The sequence below is a fragment of the Massilia sp. genome (assembly GCF_046293535.1).
In the GTDB taxonomy this organism is placed as follows: Bacteria; Pseudomonadota; Gammaproteobacteria; order Burkholderiales; family Burkholderiaceae_D; genus Telluria.
This window is the reverse complement of sequence record NZ_JBKBOV010000007.1, coordinates 40,042-59,537: the sequence shown is the minus strand read 5'-3', so window position 1 is coordinate 59,537 and position 19,496 is coordinate 40,042. Positions and strand designations below refer to the sequence as shown.

Genomic DNA, 19,496 nt, shown 5'->3' with positions numbered 1-19,496 from the left:
GGCATTTCGCCGCCCGGGTCTCCGGGCGGCGCACGGTGGCTTATCCGAAACTCACCGCATACACCGGCGGCAGCGTGGTAGACAAGGTCCGCCAGCTGTCGCCGCCGTTTTCCGAGATCCACACCCCGCCCGTCGTCGACCCCATCAGGAGAGTATGGCCGTCGCTGCTCACCGCCAGCCCGTGGCGGTACACCAGGTCGTAGCAATGCTCCTGCGGCAGGCCATGGCGCAGTACTTCGAAGCTCTTGCCGCCGTCGCGCGTGCGCAGCACCGCCATTGCGGCGCCGACCGGGATGCGGCGCTGGTCCGCCTCCAGCGGGACGAACCAGGCGGTGTCGCCATCCATCGGATGGGCCGCCACCGCGAAGCCGAAGCGCGACAGCGGCGCCGCCGTGATCTCCTGCCAGCGCCGCCCGCCATCCTGCGAGCGCCACATGCCGTTGTGGTGCTGGCACCAGAGCACGTCCGGCTGCCCCGGACAGCGCACGATGCGGTGCGGATCCTGGATTTCCTCGTTCTCGTTCATCTCGGGCGGCATGTAGTCGGCGCGCATGCCGGTCGAACTGACGGTCCAGCTGGCGCCACCGTCCTCGCTGCGCCAGGCGCCGCCGCAGGAGACGCCGACCAGCAGTTGCCGGGCGTCGCGCGGGTCGACGCTGATGCTGTGGATGCCGGGCACGTCGTAACCGCCACCGAACCAGTTGGACCGCTGCGGCGCGTCCCACAGCGGACGCACCAGTTGCCAGGAATCGCCGTGATCGCGCGAGCCGAACAGGCCGCCGGGCAGCGTCCCCGCCCACAATTGGCCGGGCTGGCCGGCGTGACCGGCCTCCAGCGCCCAGACCATGCGGTTGTTCCAATCGGTCTTGTCGTCGGACTCCTCCGGCTTGGGCGGGTAGCTTGGGGCGGGCAGCTCGGTCCAGGTTTCGGCGCCAGGACGGCGGCGGTGCAGCTTGACGCCGAAATGGCCCAGGTTCAGGGCCGCATACAGGCTGCCGTCGCGCGGGTCCGGCAGCGCCATCGACACCGGTTCGCCGAGGAAGTGGACCGGACCGAAGTCCCAACGGCCAGCTTCCTTGCGCAATTCGAACAGTCCCTTGCGGGTCGACAGGTACGCACGCTCGCTCATGTTCAGCCTCCGGAAAGTGCCTGCAGCACATAGACCTGGCTGCCGGGCCGTAAGGGGTCGTCCAGGCGCGCCGGATCATGGCAGCGTCGGCCGTCGATAAAGATGCTCACGTTGGCGCGTAGCCGGCCCTGGTCGTCGAGCACGTAGCCGCGCAGCAGCGGATTGATGGCAAAGGCATCTTCCAGAGCGGCGCGCAGTGCGCCTGCCGAGGTCTCGACCTGAGGCACGCTGGTAAAGCGCGCCAGTTGCTGAGTGAAGAACAGCAGTGCCATCGCCTGCACCCATAGTTTCGTATGTGAAACGTCATTCTATGCCTGCCCGGCGGGCAACGCACCTGTCAATTCCGTGGACCCCGCATCCCCGGCTGGCCTAGAATGGACTGACGCCTATCCATGGAGTTCCTGCATGCCAATCCAGCCCGAGCAACTTGCCGCCCTGATGGCCGAAGTCGAACAGGAAGACCCGATCGACTTCGCCGACCTTCCCTTTCCCGAGGACGAGCTGCGCGCGCTGGTGGCCACCCACCTGTGTGAAATGGCAGCCGCAATGGAAAGCTTCAGCACCGAAGACCGCTTGATGACGCTGTTGGCCGTATCGGCCAAGCTGGTGCTCGAGAACCTGGTGCTGCATGTCCAGCTGCTGCGCCGTCACGGCCTTCCCGTGGGCGACAATGTCGAGGCCTTGCTGGGCCGCCTGCGCAAAGGAGAGGCGCCGGAATAGGGCTTTGTACCACCCATCCAACGGTATATTTTTTGAGAGAAACAATCAGGAATTTTTTGCAACAATGTATCATCCTTGTTGCGTTGGCACAGGATTCCATCATGTATTATTGTTGTCGAGTTAATTCTTCGCACCAACATGCGAACGCCAGACAACCCACAAGGAATTCCTATGCCGCGTCACGCCTCCAAGCTCAAGCTTTCCGCCGCAGTTCTTTCCAGCGCCTTTCTGATGGCGGGTTTGTCCGCCTGCAGCAATAACCAGTCGACCGAGACACTGCTGGCCGAAGCCAAGCAGTATCAACAGAAGGGCGACATCAAGGCGGCGACGATCCAGCTGAAGAACGCGGTGGCCAAGAGCCCCGAGGATGCGGAAGCGCGTCTCCAGCTGGGCATGATGCACCTGCAAACGGGCGACGCCGTCTCGGCCGAGAAGGAACTGCGCAAGGCCCGCTCGCTCGGCGCCGATGCCGGCCGTGTCTTGCCGCTGCTGGGCAAGGCGAACATGCTGCAGGGCCGCGCCAAGGAATTGCTGGAGGACATTTCTGCCGACCAAGCCAAGGGCTCGGCACCGCTGCTGGCCCTGCGTGGCGACGCCCTCCTGGTGACCGGCAAGCCGGACGACGCCAAGACCGCGTTCGAAGCCGCGCTGGCCATCGATCCGAACCTGGGCGCCGCCTTCCTCGGCCTGGCACGCCATGCCCTGCTGAACGATGACCGGGCGGGCGCGGAACGCCTGCTGGCCGAGGCGCTGGCCAAGGACCCGAAGAATCCGGACGTCTGGATGGCGCAAGGCAGCATGCTGCGCATGAACAACAAGGCTGACGAGGCCATCGCGGCATATGACGAAGCCCTCAAGCTCAAGCCGAACGACCGTGATGCCTATATCGAAAAGGCTTACGTCGAGATCGGCCGCGGCAAGTTCCCAGCCGCTAAGATTGCAGTGGAAGGCGCCGAGAAAGCGGCGCCGGGCAACCTGTTGGTGGTCTATGTCCGTGCCCTCTACGAATTCTCGCAAGGAAAATATTCCGTTGCCCAGGAATCGCTGCAAAAGATCCTGAAAGTGGCGCCGAACCACATGCCGACGCTGTTGCTGGCCGGTGCCTCCGAGATGAACCTCGGCGCAGTGCAACAAGCCGAACAGCACCTGCGCAAGTATCTCGAGAGCAATCCAGAGAATCTCTATGCGCGCAAGCTGCTGGCCCAGACCCTGCTCAAGAGCAGCCAGCCGGCCGATGCAGCCGCAACGCTGGCGCCGGCGCTGAAAGACGGGACCCAGGATGCGCAACTGCTGGCTCTGGCCGGCCAGTCCTACATGCAGGTGCGTGATTTCAGCAAGGCCAGCGGTTACCTGGAAAAGGCGGCCGAACTGGCGCCCAAGGCAGCCGGTGTGCGCACCTCGCTGGGTATCTCGAAACTGGCCCAGGGCGACCAGACGCGCGGCCTGCAGGAACTTGAACTGGCTGCCACGCTCGACCCCAAATCGGCCGAGGCCAGTGTCGCCCTGATCCAGACGCACATGGGCCTGAAGCAGTTCGACAAGGCCCTGCAGACGCTTGCGTCCCTCGAGAAGCAGCAGCCGGACAGCCCGCAGGTGCAGAACTTGAAAGGCCAGGTCTACCAGGCCAAGGGGGACAGCGCCAACGCACGCGCCGCCTGGGACAAGGCAGTGGCACTGCAGCCGACCTTCCTGCCCGCCGTCGCCAACCTGGCGCGGCTGGACATTCAGGCGAAACAGCCGGATGCGGCCAAGGGCCGCTTCCTGAAAGTACTGGAAAAAGACAAGAACAATGTAGACGCCATGACGGCGCTGGCCGAACTGGCCCTGGTGCAGAACCGTCCGGACGAGGTCACGAGCTGGCTTGAGAAAGCCAGCAACGCCAATCCGGACGCGGTGGCGCCGGCTATCAACCTGGGCATGCATTACCTCCGTACCAACCAGGCGCCGAAGGCCCTGGCCCTGGCACGCAAGCTGCAGCCTGCCAACCCGACGCATGGCGGCCTGCTTGAAATGCTGGGCCAGTCACAAATGGCGACCAAGGACACGGCAGGCGCCCTGGAAACCTATGGCAAGCTGGTGAACGTCATGCCGAAGGCGGCGGTGGCGCAGCTGCGCCTGGCCGGCGTGTACTCGGCCATGAAGAACGAGGCCTCGGCCGCCGCCCACCTCAAGCGCGCGGTCGAGCTGGAACCGAACTTCGTTCCGGCCCGCCTGGCCCAGATCGATATGGCGCTGCGCGCAGGCCGTCCGGACGAGGCATTGCAGGTCACGCGCGACCTGCAGCAACGCGATCCCAAGTCGCCGGCCGGCTACATGCTCGAGGGCGACGTGATGCTGGCGCAAAAGAAACCGGCGCAGGCGGTGGCGGCCTTCGAAAAGGCCCAGTCGCTGTCCAGCTCGCCTGACCTGCTGCTGAAGACGATGCAGGCGATGAATCTGGCCGGCAAGGGCAAGGAAGCCAGTGCGCGCGGCATGCAGTGGCTGAACCAGCACCCGAACGACGTGCGTGTCGGCCTGATGGTGGCCGAAATCAGCCTGGGCAACAAGGAATACAAGCAGGCGATCCCGGTGCTCGAGCGCGCCCTCAAGGCGGCGCCGAACAATGCGCAAGTGCTGAACAACCTGGCGTGGGCCTATCAGCAGGAAAAAGATCCACGCGCGCTGGCAACGGCGGAGCAAGCCTACAAACTGGCGAGCAACCATCCGGGCGTGATGGATACCCTGGGCTGGCTGCTGGTGGAAAAGGGAGACACCGCGCGCGCGCTGCCGCTGCTGAAGCAGGCTGTCGAGAAAGCGCCGAATGCGCCGGAAATCCGTTATCACCTGGGCGTCGCCCTGCATAAATCCGGCGACAAGCAGGGAGCGCGTAAGGAAATCGACAAGGCACTCGCCCAGAATACGCCTTTCAGTGAAATTGATGCCGCGCGCGCATTGCTCAAGACCCTATAAATTTGATAATATATTAATATCAAACGCGGTTCCGGTTCCGCTGCGCCAACAACGTTGCGGAACCACCCCGGTGAACGGAAACGGGGCAGATCGCATATAAGCCACGCCTCGATGCAAGGACGTGGCATGCCAACAATCTCGGGCTTTCCTGAACCATCGCATGCCGCATGTTCGGCATGGGATGGCGCTGTCCTGTTCCTCAATCGGCCCAGGTATCATTGGCTGCTCGCCTAGCGAACGCGCGATATATGTCAGTCGCGATACTATGGCAGCCTCTACTTTCGAGGATGTTTTATCGTGAACGACGATTCGTACGGAATTCGTCTACCGGATACTGCTGAGGGCCGTAATTCGGCCAGCATGCTCGTGAAACGCATGTATGCCCGTCGCGGGTATACCGGTTCGCGCCATGTCCTCGATGAGCATAATCGCGTGACCCTGACCGCCACCGACAAGGGGGAAGTCGTCGGCACGGTGACCATTGGCATCGATTCGGATCTCGGCCTGATGGCGGATGAATTATTCAAGGACATTCTTGATGAGCACCGCGCGCGTGGCGCACGGCTGTGTGAATGCACCAAGCTAGCGTTTGACCTCTCGGAGCGCTCCAGAGTTCCCCTGGCTAACGTATTTCATTTGGCGCTCATCTACGCGCGCGACCTGTACGACTGCACCGACGTCGTCATCGAAATCAATCCGCGCCACCGCCGCTTTTACGAGCGGATGCTCGGTTTCCGCCAGCAGGGGGAATTGAAAATCAATCCGCGCGTGAATGCCCCGGCTTACCTGATGCACCTGAGCCTCGATTACGTGACCGAACAGGTCGAACGCTTGGGCGGAACCTTCGATACGCCTGCAGGCAATGCGGAGCGCTCGCTCTATCCGTATTTCTTTTCCCCCCGCGAGGAACGCGGTATTATCAACCGCCTGTTGCGTATGGATGAGCACCATATTTCTTCATAACGCAATATAGCGGTACCTGTATCGACAAGGCCGGCCGCGCGCATGCGCGGCCGCGGCGCTTTCCGTCAACTATTCCGTTCCACGATGAAAAATCCGTTTCGCTACGAGCAGGCTTTTGCGCGCAATATTGGCTGGCTCACCCCCGAAGAACAACAACGACTGCGCAACAAGCGCGTGGCGATCGCCGGTATCGGCGGCGTCGGGGGCGTCCACCTGCTGACATTGACGCGTCTCGGTATTTCGAAATTCAACATCGCCGATTTCGATCGCTTCGACATCCCGAATTTCAACCGCCAGGTGGGCGCCATGATGTCCACCCTGGGCGAGCCGAAAGCCGAAGTCCTGGAGCGCATGGCGCGCGACATCAATCCCGAAGTCGACATCCGGGTATTTTCGAACGGCGTCGACGCCGCCAATCTCGACGATTTCCTGGGCGATGCCGACCTGTATGTCGACGGCCTCGATTTCTTCGCCTTCGATGCGCGCCGCCAGACTTTTGCCAGGTGCGCGCAACTGGGCGTGCCGGCCACCACGGCGGCGCCACTGGGCATGGGCGCCGCCCTGCTGAACTTCATGCCGGGCCAGATGACCTTCGAAGAGTATTTCCAGTGGGGTGACTTGCCGGACATCGACAAGGCGATCCGTTTCGCCATCGGCCTGGCGCCGGCCGGGTTGCACCGGCCCTACCTCGTGATGCCGGAGGCGGTGAGTTTCTACGAGCAGCGCGGCCCCTCGACCTTCATGGCCTGCCAGCTGTGCGCCGGCATCGTTGGCACCGAAGCGCTGAAGATCCTGCTTGGCCGCGGCAAGGTGCTGGCAGCGCCGCATGGCATGCAGTTCGATGCCTATCGCAACAAGCTCAAACAGACTTGGCGTCCGGGCGGCAATCGCCATCCGATTCAGAAACTGGCGATCGCGATCGGCAAGCGTCAGTTCGGGAAAATGAGGACAGCGTCAGCCGAGTAAGCAGGCTTCTCCGGAAGCCTAAAAAAATGCCGTTCAGTATGAACTGAACGGCATTTTTTTAGGCAATGTTTTTGAACCCGGCACGCCGGGTTCTTCACACGGATTATTTTGCTTTCTTGCGGCGGTTGGCGGCTGCGCCCAGACCCAGCAGACCCAGGCCCAGCAGGCCCAGCGAGGTCGGTTCCGGCACGCCGAAGACGACGTCCAGCGAACCGTTGATCAGCACGTCACCGACCGGTGCGAAATTGTTCAGCTGACCTGCCTGGAAGGACAGGTTGTAGAACGGACGCGGGTCGACGAAGAAACCCTTGCCAGCATCGGTCAGGGTGAAGCTGGTGGTCGAACCGAAGCTACCGCAGTTGATGGCGCCCGGGTTGCTGTTGCCGCAGGTGCTCAGGGCCGGGTTCAGGTTGCCTTCACCAGCCACGGCCACGCCGAATGCCAGTTCGATGTCGTCACCGGTATAGGCGGAATCGAAACCGAAGGACCCGGTGCCGGTGCCCGGCGTGGTGTAGCGCACGGCGGCGTCCGGATCGAGCGGATCGGCCAGCGTATCGTTGTTAGCGTCCAGGAACAGGTTGAAGCTGCCGGTGCCTGGAGTGAAGACGAAACGGGTCTGGCCGTTGCCGGTCGGCATGAAAGTGCCGGACGCGCGGTAGGTTGCGTACAGGCCGTAGGCGTTGGTCAGGCCGGTAGCGCTGTTCGCCACAGGGTCATTACCATCATTGCGAACGAACTGGCTGGCAGTCCACAGCAGCGTGACGTCGAAGGTGCCGTCCGCATTGAAAGTTGCACGCTCGGTGTACTGGCCGAGGATCTTGTCGGCGGTAAAAGTCAGGTTAGTACCCGGACGGGTGACCTTGAAATCCGGGAAAGGCTGATCGACTGGGGCTGGAGTGGATTGGGCCGCAGCAGTTGCGGACAGGGACATTGCTGCAATCGCAACTGCAATCATCTTTTTCGACAACATTGCCTTCATTTTGATCTCCTAAGTGGGTCTGAACTTACACCAGGTATTTAGCAAAGACCGTGCCAGAATTAATTTTTCTTTGTTTTCAATGACTTACAAAGAACATTAACTTCTGCTGCAGAGATCTGTAAAAAAAACCGACAGTTTTTGAGCACTTCAGGCCGGCTTGCGTGCCACCACATTCCAGGTGTTCCCGGATTTGAATTCCGATGCGATCTCGTAACCGGCATCCAGGATCTTCTGGCGAATGTCCTCTTCGCGGAACGGACTGTAGAGGATGCCCTTCTTGATGCCCCAGTCATTGATCTTCTGGGCGGCCCAGCGCAGAGGTGCAAAGCCGCTCGGATACAGCAGCACATTGGCCGCCAGGGTCCCGCCCGGCTTCAGCACGCGCAGGATGTCGCGCAAGGCCCCATCGACGGTCGGGAAGCAATGGATCGAATTGGCGATGTTGGCCGTATCAAAATGGTCGCTCGGGAAAGGCAGGTCGGCCGCGTCGGCATGCTGGACCTTCACCTGGGAATCCTTGGCGAAACGCTTCTTGGCGCCAGCCAGCATCGAAGGCGCATAGTCGATGCCGACCACGTTTACCTTTGGCAGCTTGCGGCGGCGGCGCCAGTTGAGAATCATTTCCAGCAGCGTGCCCGTGCCGCAGGCGACTTCCAGGTGATCGGGTCCGAAATTCGGGCCGAAGAAGCGCATCTGGGTGCCGATCGTGCTGTTGTAAGCAAACGTGAGGATGAAGAATCCGCGGATGTCGTACCACCAGGGCTCGGATGAATAGGCTTCGGCGATTTCATCCCGGGTTTTACCGATCGTCATGGGCGTTCCTTGCTGTGAGATGGTGAAGAGAAGAAAGTGAATATAGGGACTTCTGCAGCTGGGAGCAAGCTGCAGATGTCTGGCACGCAGGATTTTGTTCAACTACCCCGGGCAGAAGAGGTATCAGCCAATGCGTTTCAAGCGCGCAATAATGCCGGCCTCTTCGCGCAAGGAAAAGAAATAGGGAAACAGGGAACGATCGCCGACCGCGTGGTCTCCCTTTCCCGCCACCTCGGCAATGCGCTGGGTACCGCGGGCGATATGCCCCCGCAACAAGACGGCCGGCGCGTCGACGCGTGGATTCGGCCGCGATGCGCACTCTACCTGGAAGTCGAGCATCACTTCATAGAAGCGACGATGGCGCGGATTGACTTCAATAAAAATATCGCTGCACTTGTGCAAGTCCCTGGCATAGATAAAGGCCACATGAAACAGCGAGGCCAGCACGGCCTTGGACTTGACCGACGGGTCGAAGGCCAGCTTGATGAGCTCGCACACCTTGCCTTGGGCACGGTAGGGATCGATATGGTCCCGGAACACCTGGTCGGCTAGCAGACCTACCTCGGAATCGAGGTTGAGGCTGAGTGTGCCGATGACGCCGCCATCCTTGTTCGATGCGGTCAGGGTGATCCGGTTCGGGTCATTGCCGATCTGGTGGTTGCCGCCGTAGCCGCGCCATGCGTACATCTTGCTGATGAGCATACTGGCGGAACTGCGCTGTTCGTCGACGTCGGCGGCGCGGATGCCGAATACGCTTTCGTTGATGGTGACATCGACGATGCTTGATGAGTATGCATCTTCCCCGTTGTCAGCAATGCTGCCAAGGCTGACCGATTCTGTCGTGACGGTGTCGAACATGTGTACTCTCCTGGCGGAATTGACGCGTGCCGCAGCCGGGACTGCCTCATATCATAGCACCCGAAATTCTAAATTAGCAACAAATTGTTCTACAGAATTTTATCTTCATCATATCGAACAGCATGCCCCTGCTCCACCCCTTTGCATGGTGGAGATGTGCACCTGGATCGATATTGTTGGAGATCACCGACACGCAGACAGGTTTTGCGTAGCTCAATGGTCCCGTTGAATGTCGCGATGGAGCTGGCCGATGAGTTCGGAAGCCGCCGCCAGGATCTGGGGCGAACCGAAGCCGGCACGATGCATTTCACGGAAAAACGAACGTGCCAGGATCTTGGCGACCTGTTCAGGGTGATGGTAAGCCAGCCTGTCCATACCGGGCTGCTCCTCGGCGCTTTCCTGCAGCAGCGCCAACTGGGCGAAGCGTGAACCGAGCAGGCGGCGCAAGTGATGTATTTCCAGATACCTGCCCAGGAACGAGGCAATCAACTGGAGCAGGCACAATGCCGCTTCGTCGAAGGGAGGACTGTCCTTGCCGTTGGCGGCATTGATGACCCCGACGATGCGTCCCTCCACATGGACCGGCGCGCAGACGAAGCTGCATCCCAGTGCCGTCCCGCGCCATGCAAACGAGGCGAATTCCGACGCCCGGATGTCCGCGACCAGCAGTGCGCTCCCGCTTTCCAATACCCGGCCAGAAATGCCTTCGCCACGCCGGATGGCGGCCTGCAGTGCGGCATTGGGCAAGGGGCCATGGTGGGCATGGATGCTCATGCGCGACTCGCCTTCCCCCTTGCTCCCCAGCAGCATGAGCGAACAGCTTGCCGCGCCGATCTGGCCGGCCGCGAGCGCGACCTGGTCCTGGAGGCTGTCCTGCTCCGGGCTGCATGCCAATGCTTGCTGCAAGGCTTGCAAACGGATCAGGGGAATGGACGCTGCCTGCATGCTTTCCTCGAGCAAGGATGAGTTAGACCGATTTCAACACATTTCATTAATTTCATGCAATTGAAACCACACTTGTTGTCAAACTTGCTCGCCAGTGGAAGTCCGGGGTGAGATGAATGCCTTGTGAAACAAGTGACGTGCCAGCATCAGCGGCGGCATGCGCAGCCAATTGCCGCGCAGGTAGAGTGCACCCCGTGCCAGCGGGCTCAAGCCGTCGGCACAGCTTGGATGCTGTGGCACCAGCATGCGCAGGAAGATACTGTCCATCAGGGCCAGCAGGAGTGTGGAAGGCCGGCCGGCAGCCTCGGCCGCGGCCAGGGTCGCCGCCGGCACCGGGGTCGCCAGCAGCCGGCTGCAATAGCGCAGCGCATAGAACAGCGGCCGCGCCAGTTGCAGCTGGACGGCACGCGCCGCCAATCCCTCCCAGAAGCAGGGCGCCGTGCCAAAGTGCAGCAGCAGCCGGTGCAGGTCGAGCAGGTCGCGCAGGCCGTGTTCCGTTTCGCTCTCGGAAAACAGGTGCACCGCACTGTGCAGCACCAGGTCGTGCGGCCCCAGTATCCACAGTTCGTCGCTGCCGGGAACCGGTTGCGCCGCCGCGCGCAGCAGGGCCGGATCCGGGCGCGCACGGGCGGTTTCGGGCAGGATGGCGTGGTGCACGTCGAGGGCGCTGCCGCGCTGGACGTGCTCCATCGGCGGCAGTTCGTGCATCCATTCGCGGTAGTAGCGCTGGTCGTAAGGGTCTTGCTTGACGGTGGCCCAGCCGTGCAGCATCAGCGCCGCCTCGACTTCGCCGATGCGCTCCTTCGGCACCAGGATGTCGACGTCGGAAAAAATACGGCCTTGCGCCGGCGGCAGTCCGGCCAGCACATAGGCCGCCCCCTTCAGCAGGATGAGCGGCAGGCCGAGGCCGGCCAGGGCGCGCCGGATCTGGTCCACCTCGAAGCGCACGGTGCGCCGGTGCGCCTGCAGCGTCACCTCGGCCCACTCGAGGTGCCGGCGCGCGGCCGGCGGCACCGACGCCAACAGGCCTGCGTCGGCAAGGCTGGCTCCCAGGGAGGCGGCCAGGCCGGCATTCGCCGCCTGGCGCAGCAGCAGATCCCACTCGGCCAGGCCGAGCCCGCCGACCCGCGCCGGATCGCGCAGGACCTCGACCAGCAGCGGCAGCCCCTTCACGCCGGACCGTCCGCGAAACCGTCGAACACGGCCATGGCATCGTCGAGGCGGCCATAGCTGAACGTGTAGCCGCTGCAGCCCTCGACCAGGCGGCCGAGGACGTCGAATCCCTGCGCCCCCAGCACCGCATAATTGAAGGCGTTGTCGACCAGGCCGGTGAACAGGCGCGCTTTCGGCAAGGGCGCCAGGCTGGCCGGCGCACCGGCTTCGTACCTCGGGAACACGACATGGGTCGCACGCGCCGGTTCGGCGGCGGCGGCGATGCTGGCGCGCGGCGCCCCCATGTGGGCGATGGTGCCCTTGGTAGTGCCATGGACCTCGGGGCCGAACAGGGCGTCCGGGGCATAGCTGCGCAGCACGCCGATCGACGCATTCTTGAGGCTGACCGGGCGTGCCAGCGGCTGCAGCGCCAGGTCCTGTGGCCTGACCAGGGTCAGCTCGTCCGACAGCAGGCGCCAGCCGCGGCTGGCCAGGGCCGCGCACAGGGTGCTCTTGCCGGAACCCGGCGGCGCCGGCAGGATCACGCCCGCGTTGCCGCGCTGGAGCACGGCGGCATGGATGATCAAGTAGCCGTGCGCGTGGTGCGAGACACACCAGTTCATCACCCATTCGAACATCGGGAAGGCCTGGTCCAGCGGCAGCGGCCGGAAAGGCACCCGGCCGTCCGCGTCGAAGCGCACCTGCGGACGGTACCAGCGGCGCAGGCCGCCCGAGCGGCGGAAGCTGAGCTGGAAATCGGCGAAGCCGTCCTCGCCCTCGACCGGATGGTCGGCGTACAGCAGCGCGATCGCATCGGCCAGGTGCGCAATGTCGGTACGGATGCGGCTGCGGAAGGGTCCGGTGCGCAGCACCAGGCCGGGCCCGGACAGGGCAAGGCGGCGCAGCATCTCCACGCGGCCGAGGCTGGCCAAGCTCAGCATGGGCAGGGCTCGATCAGGCTGAGGTGCGCGAGTTCGCCTAGCAGGGTCTTCAGTTCGTCTTCAAGGACCTCGCCGTCGATGTCAAATTCGGCACACAACCTGGACGCTAGCGCGGTAGTGGCAGTGGGGCCATGGCGCAGGGCCTCGAGCACGCACAGCGCTGCCTGCCCCAGTAGGTGGGTAGCGCCGGACAGGTCGTTGTACAGCACGGTCTCGTCGTCCCAGCGGCGGTAAGCGAGCGCCTGCCCGCGCATCAAGCGCCATGCCTGGCCTACAACATCAGACTGCAACATCAACCCTGAGTCGACTCGAGATATTTCTTGGTCGTTTCGACATCCCAAAAGACGCCTTTTGCTGGCTGGTAATGGCCGGTGCTCTGAAGCTCAGCCCACATTTGCTGCAGGGTACGCTCAGAGAGATAGCTAATCCAACCCTGCTTCACGTTCAGGTAGGTCGCCACCAGGTGCTTGCCAAAATTGTGCTTGTCGAACTTGCAGCCCCTCACCAGCTCCAGCAAGCTTGCCGAGCCATAGGTACCCCCATTCCACTCGGAGCAGCTGAAAACGCTGCCGAACAAGGTGTCGCTGGAAACCGGCCAACCGCCATGGTTCTTCCAGTAGCCTGGCGACCTGCCCTGGCAACTCACGGCGCTTGGATTCCTGCTGGCCAGGTCGCCGGAGAGTGCGGCCGATGCCGAAACACACATCCGGGTAGCGCTGGCCTGGGTGGTCCACAGCACGCCGGCCGCACCGAGCCCGGCCTTGGCCAGGCGACGACGCGCCGCGCCTTGCGGGGTCATGGGCACGGCCTGCTCGGCGCGCCCTGCTTGGTCTTCGGTGGACACGGTGTCTATCCTCACATTGATGGTTTGCCCCAACGGCTCATTTCGGTCAAGCAAGAAACATGCCGTGCTGCATTATTTGCGCTGAAACTCGCTGTAAAACAAGCGCATAGCGCGGACTGCTCATCCTTTACGCATCCAGTCTAGCGAGATTTCCGAGCGCTGTGTCAGATTTTTCGACAGGATCAGAAGAAGCTTTCCGGGATGACCAACACGTCGCCCGGACGCATCGTCATATTGGCCGAGATGTCGCCGTCCTTGATCAGGTCGTCGAGGCGCACCCCGTATTTCTGCTGCTTGCCGTCCACGGTACGGATGACGCTGGCGCGGTTGCCGGCTGCGAATTCGGTCACGCCGCCGACAGCGATCAGGACGTCCATCAGCGACATGTCCTTGCGATACGGCAGGGCTTGCGGACGCGCCGCCTGGCCGATCACGCGGATCTGTTCGCCATAGCCGCCGACGAAGTTGGTGACCACCACGGTGACGACCGGCTGCTGGATGAACTTGGCGAGCGCGGCTTCGATGTCGCGTGCCAGTTGGGTCGAGGTCTTGCCGGCGGCCGGCAGGTCTTCCACCAGCGGCGTGGTGATCTTGCCGTCCGGGCGCACCGGCACCGACATCGACACTTCCGGATTGCGCCAGACGATGATATTGATCGCATCGCCCGGACCGATCAGGTATTCCGGGTTCACCGCTTCGGTCGCAGGCAGCGCCGGCAGGGTGCTGGCGCAGCCGCCCAGGATGAACAGGCAGCTGATCGCGACAGCCTGGGCCGCGCGCTTGATCTTGGGGGTCATGTTCGTGCTCACGTCAAAATCCTCGGGTTGGCATGGCGCCGGTCGGTTGCGACATGCATGCAATATTGTTGAGCATAATTCTATACCATAGCACTTCGGCAACACCTGCACAATTGAAATACTTGTGGCGCGCCTGCCGCTTCCCGACCGGTCCTAGTGCGGTCGCTGCAACAGTTCGCGCACGTGGCGCACCGGGATCGCGTAGGTGATGCCGCTCGGGTCGGACACTGCGCTTTCCCTCAAGCCCTTCAGGAACACCATGTTGATCACCCCGACCACGCTGCCGTCGTCGGGCCGGAACAGCGGGCTGCCGCTATTGCCGGGGTAGGCGGTGCCGTCGAGCTGGAAGATCCGGAAGGGCGAGCGCTGCAGCTGGGCGATCGCGCGCGCATCGAGCTGGCGCGAATTCAGCGAGGGCCGCACCACCGGCGTGATTGCAGCCAGCAGCGCGCGATGGGTCGCCGCATGCAGACCCAGGCGCATGCCTAGCGGGTAGCCGGTGAACGCCAGTTCCTGCCCTTCGGCCACGCTGTCGTCGCCGGCCAGCGCCAACGGGGCCAACGGCGCGCCGGACAGGCGCAGGTGGGCCAGGTCGTGTTCCGCGTCCAGCGCCACCAGGCGGGCCGGACGGAAGCTGGCGGACGCGCCCTCGCCGCCGATCACGATTCCGAGCTCTTCCTTGCGCGCCTCGTCCAGCTGCTTCGGGATGACGTGAGCATTGGTAATGATGCTCAAGCCATCGCCGACGACGAAACCGGTGCCGACGAACACGACGGCAGGCTGGCGGGTTTTGAGCAGCGTGCCGACCCCGACCACCGAAGGCTTGATCTGCGCCACCGTACGAGGCAGGTTCTGGGCCTTGGCCGGCAGTCCCACAACAGCCGTGGCGGCGGCCAGGACGAGGGTGCGCTGGACCAGTTTCAACGCCGTCCTCCGGGCCGTTTGGACCCCTCCAATAAGGTTTCGAACAAGAATCAATCGTGTGGGCATTTTTGTCTTTCCGACATTAAAATACGTATTTGACACAGGGCAATTTTCATTAAAGAAACGGCCATGAGTGTACGCGAGCCGAGGGATGGTGTGGCAATGAAGTGAACCAGCCGACAGCATTTCCACGGCAAAATGTTACTATTACGTAACTTTTTAGCGCCAAATTCATGGAAAAGCCGTCAAATGTTTGTTGCGGTTCGGAATTTGTGTTGCATGGACCATCATTTTTGTCGTGTCCGCCGCCTATTTTTCCGACCCGCAATTGCAATTGCTCAGTCAACAAGCGATCATGCAGACTATTTGACACTTTTATTGATTGATGAGCTTGCCAAATCAAAGGCAATCTCTTAGGCGAGAATCCACGACATGGCAGATATCACAGCCGCAATCCTTAACTTCCTTAAAGCAATCGGGAAGTACCGCTGGCACGCGGTCTTCATTACCTGGGCCGTGGCCATCGCAGGCTGGGTGGTGGTCCTGAAACTGCCCAACCAGTACGAAGTCTCGGCGCGCGTCTACGTCGATACCCAAAGCATCCTCAAGCCCCTGCTGTCGGGCATGACCACGCTGCCGAACCTCGACCAGCAGGTGCTGTACATGCGCCGCACCCTGATCAGCCGTCCGAACGTGGAAAAGGTCATGCGCGATGTCGACCTCGACGTCAAGGCCAAGAACGCCAAGGAACACGACGCGATGGTCGAGGAACTGATGGAGAAGATCAAGATCGGCGGCACCGAGCGCGACGACATCTATACCATCAGCTACACCGCCCCCGACGCGAAACTGGGCAAGGACGTGGTGCAGGCGCTGCTGACCATCTTCGTCGAAGGCAGCTTCGGCGGCAAGAAGCAGGATTCCGAGAAGGCGGTCCAGTTCATCGACGACCAGATCCGCAACTACGAGGAAAAACTGGCGGCGGCCGAGAACAGCCTGAAGGAATTCAAGATTCGCAACCTGGGCATGCTGCCTTCGGAAGGCGGCGACTTCGGTTCGCGCATGCTGGCCGCCAGCGAAGCGCTGAACACGGCGCGCCTTGAACTGGCCGAAGCCGAGCAGGCGCGCAACGCGATCCGCCGCCGCATCGCCGGCGAAGCGGCCCCGGGCGAGACCGCGCCGCTGCCGGTCACCGATCCGGAACTCGAAGCGCGCATCGCCGACGTCACCAAGACCCTGGACGGCCTGCGCACCCAGTACACCGAAGCGCACCCGGACATCATCGCCAACGCCCGCCTGCTCGAGCAGTTGATCGCACGCAAGAAGGACCTGGCCAAGAACCGCAAGCCGAGCGCCGATCCGGGCGCCGGCTACAGCCCGATGCTGCAGCAGATGAACGTGGCGCTGTCGGAAGCCGAAGCGCGCGTGGCCTCGCTGCAGGCACGCGTCGGCGAATACACGGCACGCGTGGCGCGCCTGCGCGCCCAGAGCAGCCAGGCGCCCGAGGTCGAGGCCCAGCTGGCCCAGCTCAACCGCGACTACACAGTCAACCGCGAGAACTACCAGCAACTGGTCCAACGCCGCGAGTCGGCCAAGCTGTCGGGCGACCTGTCTTCCGCCACCGACATGCTGACCTTCCGGGTGATCGACCCGCCGACCGCGCCGTTGCTGCCGTCCGGCCCGCCCCGCCTGCGCTTGTTCTCGCTGGTGTTCGTCGGCGCGCTGGTCGCCGGCCTGGCCTCGGCCTTCCTGATGAGCCAGCTGCGTCCGACCTTCCTGAGCCAGAGCAACCTGCGCGAGGTGACCGGCCTGCCGATCCTCGGCTCGATCAGCATGAACTGGACCGAACAACAGACCGTCCGCCGCAAGCGCCGCCTGGTTGCGCTGGGCGCCGCCGTGGCGCTGCTGCTGGCCATCTACGGCGCCGGCGTGACCGCCATCCTGGTCCGCCCGGGCGCGTAACCGATCAAGGAGCAGACGTGAGCATTATCGAAAAAGCGGCGCGCCGCATCGACCAGGAACGCGGCCAGGCCGCGCCGGTCCAGGCGCCGATGCCGGCGCAACTGGCTGTATCGCATGCCGTGGAAACGGCCGACCTCGAAGTCCTCGAACCCGTCGCCGCCGGTGCGCCGGTGCTGCCGCCCCCGCCTCCCGCCGGCGCGGCGTCGGCCGCCGCTGCTGCCGCTCCGGTCGTCGAAGCGGAAACCGCGCCACGGCGCCAGACCCGCAAGGTGGAGCTCGACCTGGCCAAGATGCGCGCCAGCGGCATGGTCACCGCCGCCGGCGGCCGCACTTCGCTGGTGGAAGATTTCCGCATCATCAAGCGCCCGCTGCTCAAGCGCGCCTTCGGCGAATCCAACCCGGGCGAGAATCCGGCCAACCTGATCATGATGACCAGTTCCCTGCCGGGCGAAGGCAAGACCTATTGCGCCATCAACCTGGCGATGAGCATCGCCATGGAACTCGACCACACCGTGCTGCTCGTGGACGCCGACGTGGCGCGCCCCTCGGTGCTGAGCACGCTCGGCCTGCCGGCCCAGCGCGGCCTGATGGACCTGCTGGTGGACGACAAGCTCGACGTCTCCGACGTCCTGCTGCGCACCAACGTCGACACCCTGAGCATCCTGGCCGCCGGCACCAGCACCCCGCGCGCCACCGAGCTGCTCGCCAGCTCGACCATGGCCAACCTCGTGCAGGAGATCGCCAACCGCTATCCGGACCGGGTCGTGATCTTCGACTCGCCGCCCCTGCTGCTCACCAGCGAAGCGCGCGCCCTGGCCAGCCACATGGGCCAGATCGTGGTGGTGGTGGAAGCCCAGAAGACTACCCAGCATGCGGTCGGCGAGGCGCTGCGCCAGCTCGAGGGCTGCCCTAACGTCAACCTCATCTATAACAAGACCAGGGATATCCCCGGCATCGAAGAAACGTATGATTACCACTATGGGTGAGCTCCATGCCGGCGTGGCACGCATGCCGCGCCTGGCACCGCTCGCGATCGCAGCGATGCTGCTCGCTTCCGAATGCCGCGCCGACTGGCGCGTGGTGCCGGCGCTGACGGTGACCGAGCGCTACACCGACAATTTCAGGCAGCAGAGCAACCAGGAAAAGCAGTCGCAGTTCATCAGCCAGATCACTCCCTCGCTGAGCTTCGCCAAGACCGGCAAACGCCTGATCCTGAACGGCAAGGCGCAATGGCGCCACTTCGACTACCGCGACGATGACCTGCGCGACACGCTCGACCACAGCTTCGAGTACGACCTGTCCGGACGCGCGACGCTGGCGCAGGACCTGCTGTACGTCGACGCCAGCGCCTCGGCCAGGCCGAACAACATTTCCGCTTTCGGCCCGCGGGTCGAGGATGCTCCCTGGCTCGCGTCCAACCAGGCCAAGGTCAAGACATGGCGCATCAGCCCCCATCTCGAGCAGCGCTATGGGCAGCAGGCCGCGCTGTCGCTGCGCTATACCCGTGACCGGGTCGAGGGCGCCGACTACCGCGGTTTCGCCACGACCACCGGCGACAGCATCGCCGCCAACCTGGCGAGCGGCGCCGCATTCGACGTATTCGGCTGGGGCCTGAGCTACGTGCGCCAGGAACTGGATGATTCGCTCAACGGCGAGACCGCCAGCCAGGTCGCAAACGCCAACCTGCGCTACGCCCTCACGCCACGCGTGGGCCTGACCGCCACGGTGGGCTACGACCGCTATCGTTTCCCGGCCCTGGGCGGCGGCAACAGCGAGGGCCGCAACTGGTCCTACGGTGTCGACTGGACCCCTTCGTCGCGCACCAAGCTGAGCGCATCCCTCGGCCGCCATTTCTACGGCCAGACCGGTGCATTCTCGCTGGTGCACCGGAGCCGGCGCACTTCCTGGAACATCGCCTACGACGACGGCATCACCACCTCGCGCGAAGAATTCCTGCTGCCCTCCGCGGTCGACACGGGAGCGCTGCTGGACCGGTTGTTCGCCACGGCGATCCCGGACCCGGCGGCGCGGCGCGAGGCCATTGCGGCCTATATCCAGAACACTGGCCTGCCGCCCAGCCTGGCGAACGACATCAACTTCCTGAGCAACCGTTATTTCCACCAGCGCAGCCTGCAGGGATCGATGGCGTTCAAGCTGGCACGCACCACCGGCATCCTGTCCGTGTCGCGCAGCGAACGCGTCGCCCTGTCGAGCCAGGAGAACGACAGCGCCCTGCTGGGCAGCCAGCTCAGCTCGCGCAACGACAACGTGCGCCAGAAAGGCGCGAGTGCCACTTTCGATTACCGCCTCAACCCGCGCACCAACGCGGTAGCCGCTTTCGGCTGGTCGCGCAGCCTGTCGCTGACGACCGATATCGAGGATACGCGGCGCAATGTCCGCATCGGCCTGCAGCACCAGCTCGGCCGTAACGTGCGTGCCACGGTCGACCTGCAGCGTCGCACCGGCGCGATCGGTTTCTCCGGCCGGACCAGCGGCCCGTATCAAGAGCATTCCATTTCCGCCAGCCTGTCCGCCCAGCTTTAAGGAGTCGCAA

19 protein-coding genes are annotated in these 19,496 nt (G+C 63.3%); 7 read left to right on the top strand and 12 right to left on the bottom strand.

The genetic code is table 11. The annotated features are described in order from the left end of the window. Positions 1–40: 40 nt before the first annotated feature. Together ACK4S9_RS05925 and ACK4S9_RS05920 are read right to left on the bottom strand one after the other, a co-directional pair. Entirely contained in the window at positions 41–1,129 is a 1,089-nt protein-coding gene (locus tag ACK4S9_RS05925; RefSeq protein WP_409722802.1) for an exo-alpha-sialidase, read from the bottom strand. A gap of 2 nt (positions 1,130–1,131) precedes the next feature. Next, positions 1,132–1,401, bottom strand: a complete 270-nt coding sequence (locus ACK4S9_RS05920; protein ID WP_409722800.1) for a MoaD/ThiS family protein — start codon at positions 1,399–1,401, stop codon at positions 1,132–1,134. Positions 1,402–1,534: 133 nt separating this feature from the next. Between ACK4S9_RS05920 and ACK4S9_RS05915 the strand changes: the two genes are divergently transcribed. The 4 genes from ACK4S9_RS05915 to ACK4S9_RS05900 all read left to right on the top strand — a co-directional run bounded on the left by ACK4S9_RS05915 (position 1,535) and on the right by ACK4S9_RS05900 (position 6,727). Continuing rightward, entirely contained in the window at positions 1,535–1,849 is a 315-nt protein-coding gene (locus ACK4S9_RS05915; protein ID WP_409722797.1) for a hypothetical protein, read from the top strand. A gap of 171 nt (positions 1,850–2,020) precedes the next feature. Beyond that, positions 2,021–4,798 (top strand): XrtA/PEP-CTERM system TPR-repeat protein PrsT, encoded by a 2,778-nt coding sequence (prsT, locus tag ACK4S9_RS05910; RefSeq protein WP_409722794.1) that lies wholly within the window; start codon positions 2,021–2,023, stop codon positions 4,796–4,798. A gap of 297 nt (positions 4,799–5,095) precedes the next feature. Beyond that, positions 5,096–5,761, top strand: coding sequence for an N-acyl amino acid synthase FeeM domain-containing protein (locus ACK4S9_RS05905; RefSeq protein ID WP_409722792.1), 666 nt, complete (start codon positions 5,096–5,098; stop codon positions 5,759–5,761). 84 nt (positions 5,762–5,845) lie between these two features. Beyond that, on the top strand, positions 5,846–6,727 hold the full coding sequence (locus tag ACK4S9_RS05900) for a ThiF family adenylyltransferase (RefSeq protein WP_409722789.1): 882 nt from the start codon (positions 5,846–5,848) through the stop codon (positions 6,725–6,727). 103 nt (positions 6,728–6,830) lie between these two features. Here ACK4S9_RS05900 and pepA read toward each other — a convergent pair whose 3' ends face one another. The 10 genes from pepA to ACK4S9_RS05850 all read right to left on the bottom strand — a co-directional run bounded on the left by pepA (position 6,831) and on the right by ACK4S9_RS05850 (position 14,980). Beyond that, positions 6,831–7,682 carry a flocculation-associated PEP-CTERM protein PepA gene (gene pepA, locus ACK4S9_RS05895; protein ID WP_409723041.1) on the bottom strand — a complete coding sequence of 284 codons (852 nt, stop codon included), beginning with the start codon at positions 7,680–7,682 and terminating at the stop codon, positions 6,831–6,833. A gap of 171 nt (positions 7,683–7,853) precedes the next feature. Beyond that, on the bottom strand, positions 7,854–8,621 hold the full coding sequence (locus tag ACK4S9_RS05890; RefSeq protein ID WP_409722787.1) for a class I SAM-dependent methyltransferase: 768 nt from the start codon (positions 8,619–8,621) through the stop codon (positions 7,854–7,856). 21 nt (positions 8,622–8,642) lie between these two features. Continuing rightward, positions 8,643–9,377, bottom strand: coding sequence for an N-acyl amino acid synthase FeeM domain-containing protein (locus ACK4S9_RS05885; protein WP_409722784.1), 735 nt, complete (start codon positions 9,375–9,377; stop codon positions 8,643–8,645). A gap of 213 nt (positions 9,378–9,590) precedes the next feature. Continuing rightward, positions 9,591–10,322 (bottom strand): GAF domain-containing protein, encoded by a 732-nt coding sequence (locus tag ACK4S9_RS05880; protein ID WP_409722781.1) that lies wholly within the window; start codon positions 10,320–10,322, stop codon positions 9,591–9,593. Positions 10,323–10,400: 78 nt separating this feature from the next. Further along, positions 10,401–11,495 carry a nucleotidyltransferase family protein gene (locus ACK4S9_RS05875; protein ID WP_409722778.1) on the bottom strand — a complete coding sequence of 365 codons (1,095 nt, stop codon included), beginning with the start codon at positions 11,493–11,495 and terminating at the stop codon, positions 10,401–10,403. Then, complete coding sequence (locus ACK4S9_RS05870) at positions 11,492–12,415, bottom strand: HprK-related kinase A (protein WP_409722775.1); 924 nt, start codon at positions 12,413–12,415, stop codon at positions 11,492–11,494. The genes ACK4S9_RS05875 and ACK4S9_RS05870 overlap by 4 nt, the downstream gene beginning before the upstream one ends. Further along, entirely contained in the window at positions 12,409–12,708 is a 300-nt protein-coding gene (locus ACK4S9_RS05865; protein WP_409722773.1) for an HPr-rel-A system PqqD family peptide chaperone, read from the bottom strand. Before ACK4S9_RS05865 ends, ACK4S9_RS05870 begins: the two co-directional genes overlap by 7 nt. Further along, on the bottom strand, positions 12,708–13,259 hold the full coding sequence (locus ACK4S9_RS05860) for a hypothetical protein (RefSeq protein WP_409722771.1): 552 nt from the start codon (positions 13,257–13,259) through the stop codon (positions 12,708–12,710). Before ACK4S9_RS05860 ends, ACK4S9_RS05865 begins: the two co-directional genes overlap by 1 nt. Positions 13,260–13,441: 182 nt before the next feature. Next, the gene (locus ACK4S9_RS05855; protein ID WP_409723038.1) at positions 13,442–14,056 is read right to left on the bottom strand and encodes an XrtA/PEP-CTERM system exopolysaccharide export protein; all 615 of its coding nucleotides are present in this window, start codon (positions 14,054–14,056) and stop codon (positions 13,442–13,444) included. A gap of 153 nt (positions 14,057–14,209) precedes the next feature. Further along, positions 14,210–14,980 carry a serine protease gene (locus ACK4S9_RS05850; RefSeq protein WP_409722768.1) on the bottom strand — a complete coding sequence of 257 codons (771 nt, stop codon included), beginning with the start codon at positions 14,978–14,980 and terminating at the stop codon, positions 14,210–14,212. Between the two features lie 432 nt (positions 14,981–15,412). On the opposite strand from ACK4S9_RS05850, the gene ACK4S9_RS05845 reads away from it, so the two are divergent. Genes ACK4S9_RS05845 through ACK4S9_RS05835 form a run of 3 tightly spaced genes read left to right on the top strand, consistent with a single transcriptional unit; the run spans position 15,413 to position 19,486 of the window. Continuing rightward, positions 15,413–16,942 carry an XrtA system polysaccharide chain length determinant gene (locus tag ACK4S9_RS05845; protein WP_409722765.1) on the top strand — a complete coding sequence of 510 codons (1,530 nt, stop codon included), beginning with the start codon at positions 15,413–15,415 and terminating at the stop codon, positions 16,940–16,942. A 17-nt stretch (positions 16,943–16,959) separates the two neighbouring features. Beyond that, the gene (locus ACK4S9_RS05840; RefSeq protein ID WP_409722762.1) at positions 16,960–17,928 is read left to right on the top strand and encodes an XrtA-associated tyrosine autokinase; all 969 of its coding nucleotides are present in this window, start codon (positions 16,960–16,962) and stop codon (positions 17,926–17,928) included. After that, on the top strand, positions 17,909–19,486 hold the full coding sequence (locus ACK4S9_RS05835) for a TIGR03016 family PEP-CTERM system-associated outer membrane protein (RefSeq protein WP_409722759.1): 1,578 nt from the start codon (positions 17,909–17,911) through the stop codon (positions 19,484–19,486). The genes ACK4S9_RS05840 and ACK4S9_RS05835 overlap by 20 nt, the downstream gene beginning before the upstream one ends. Positions 19,487–19,496: the final 10 nt, after the last annotated feature.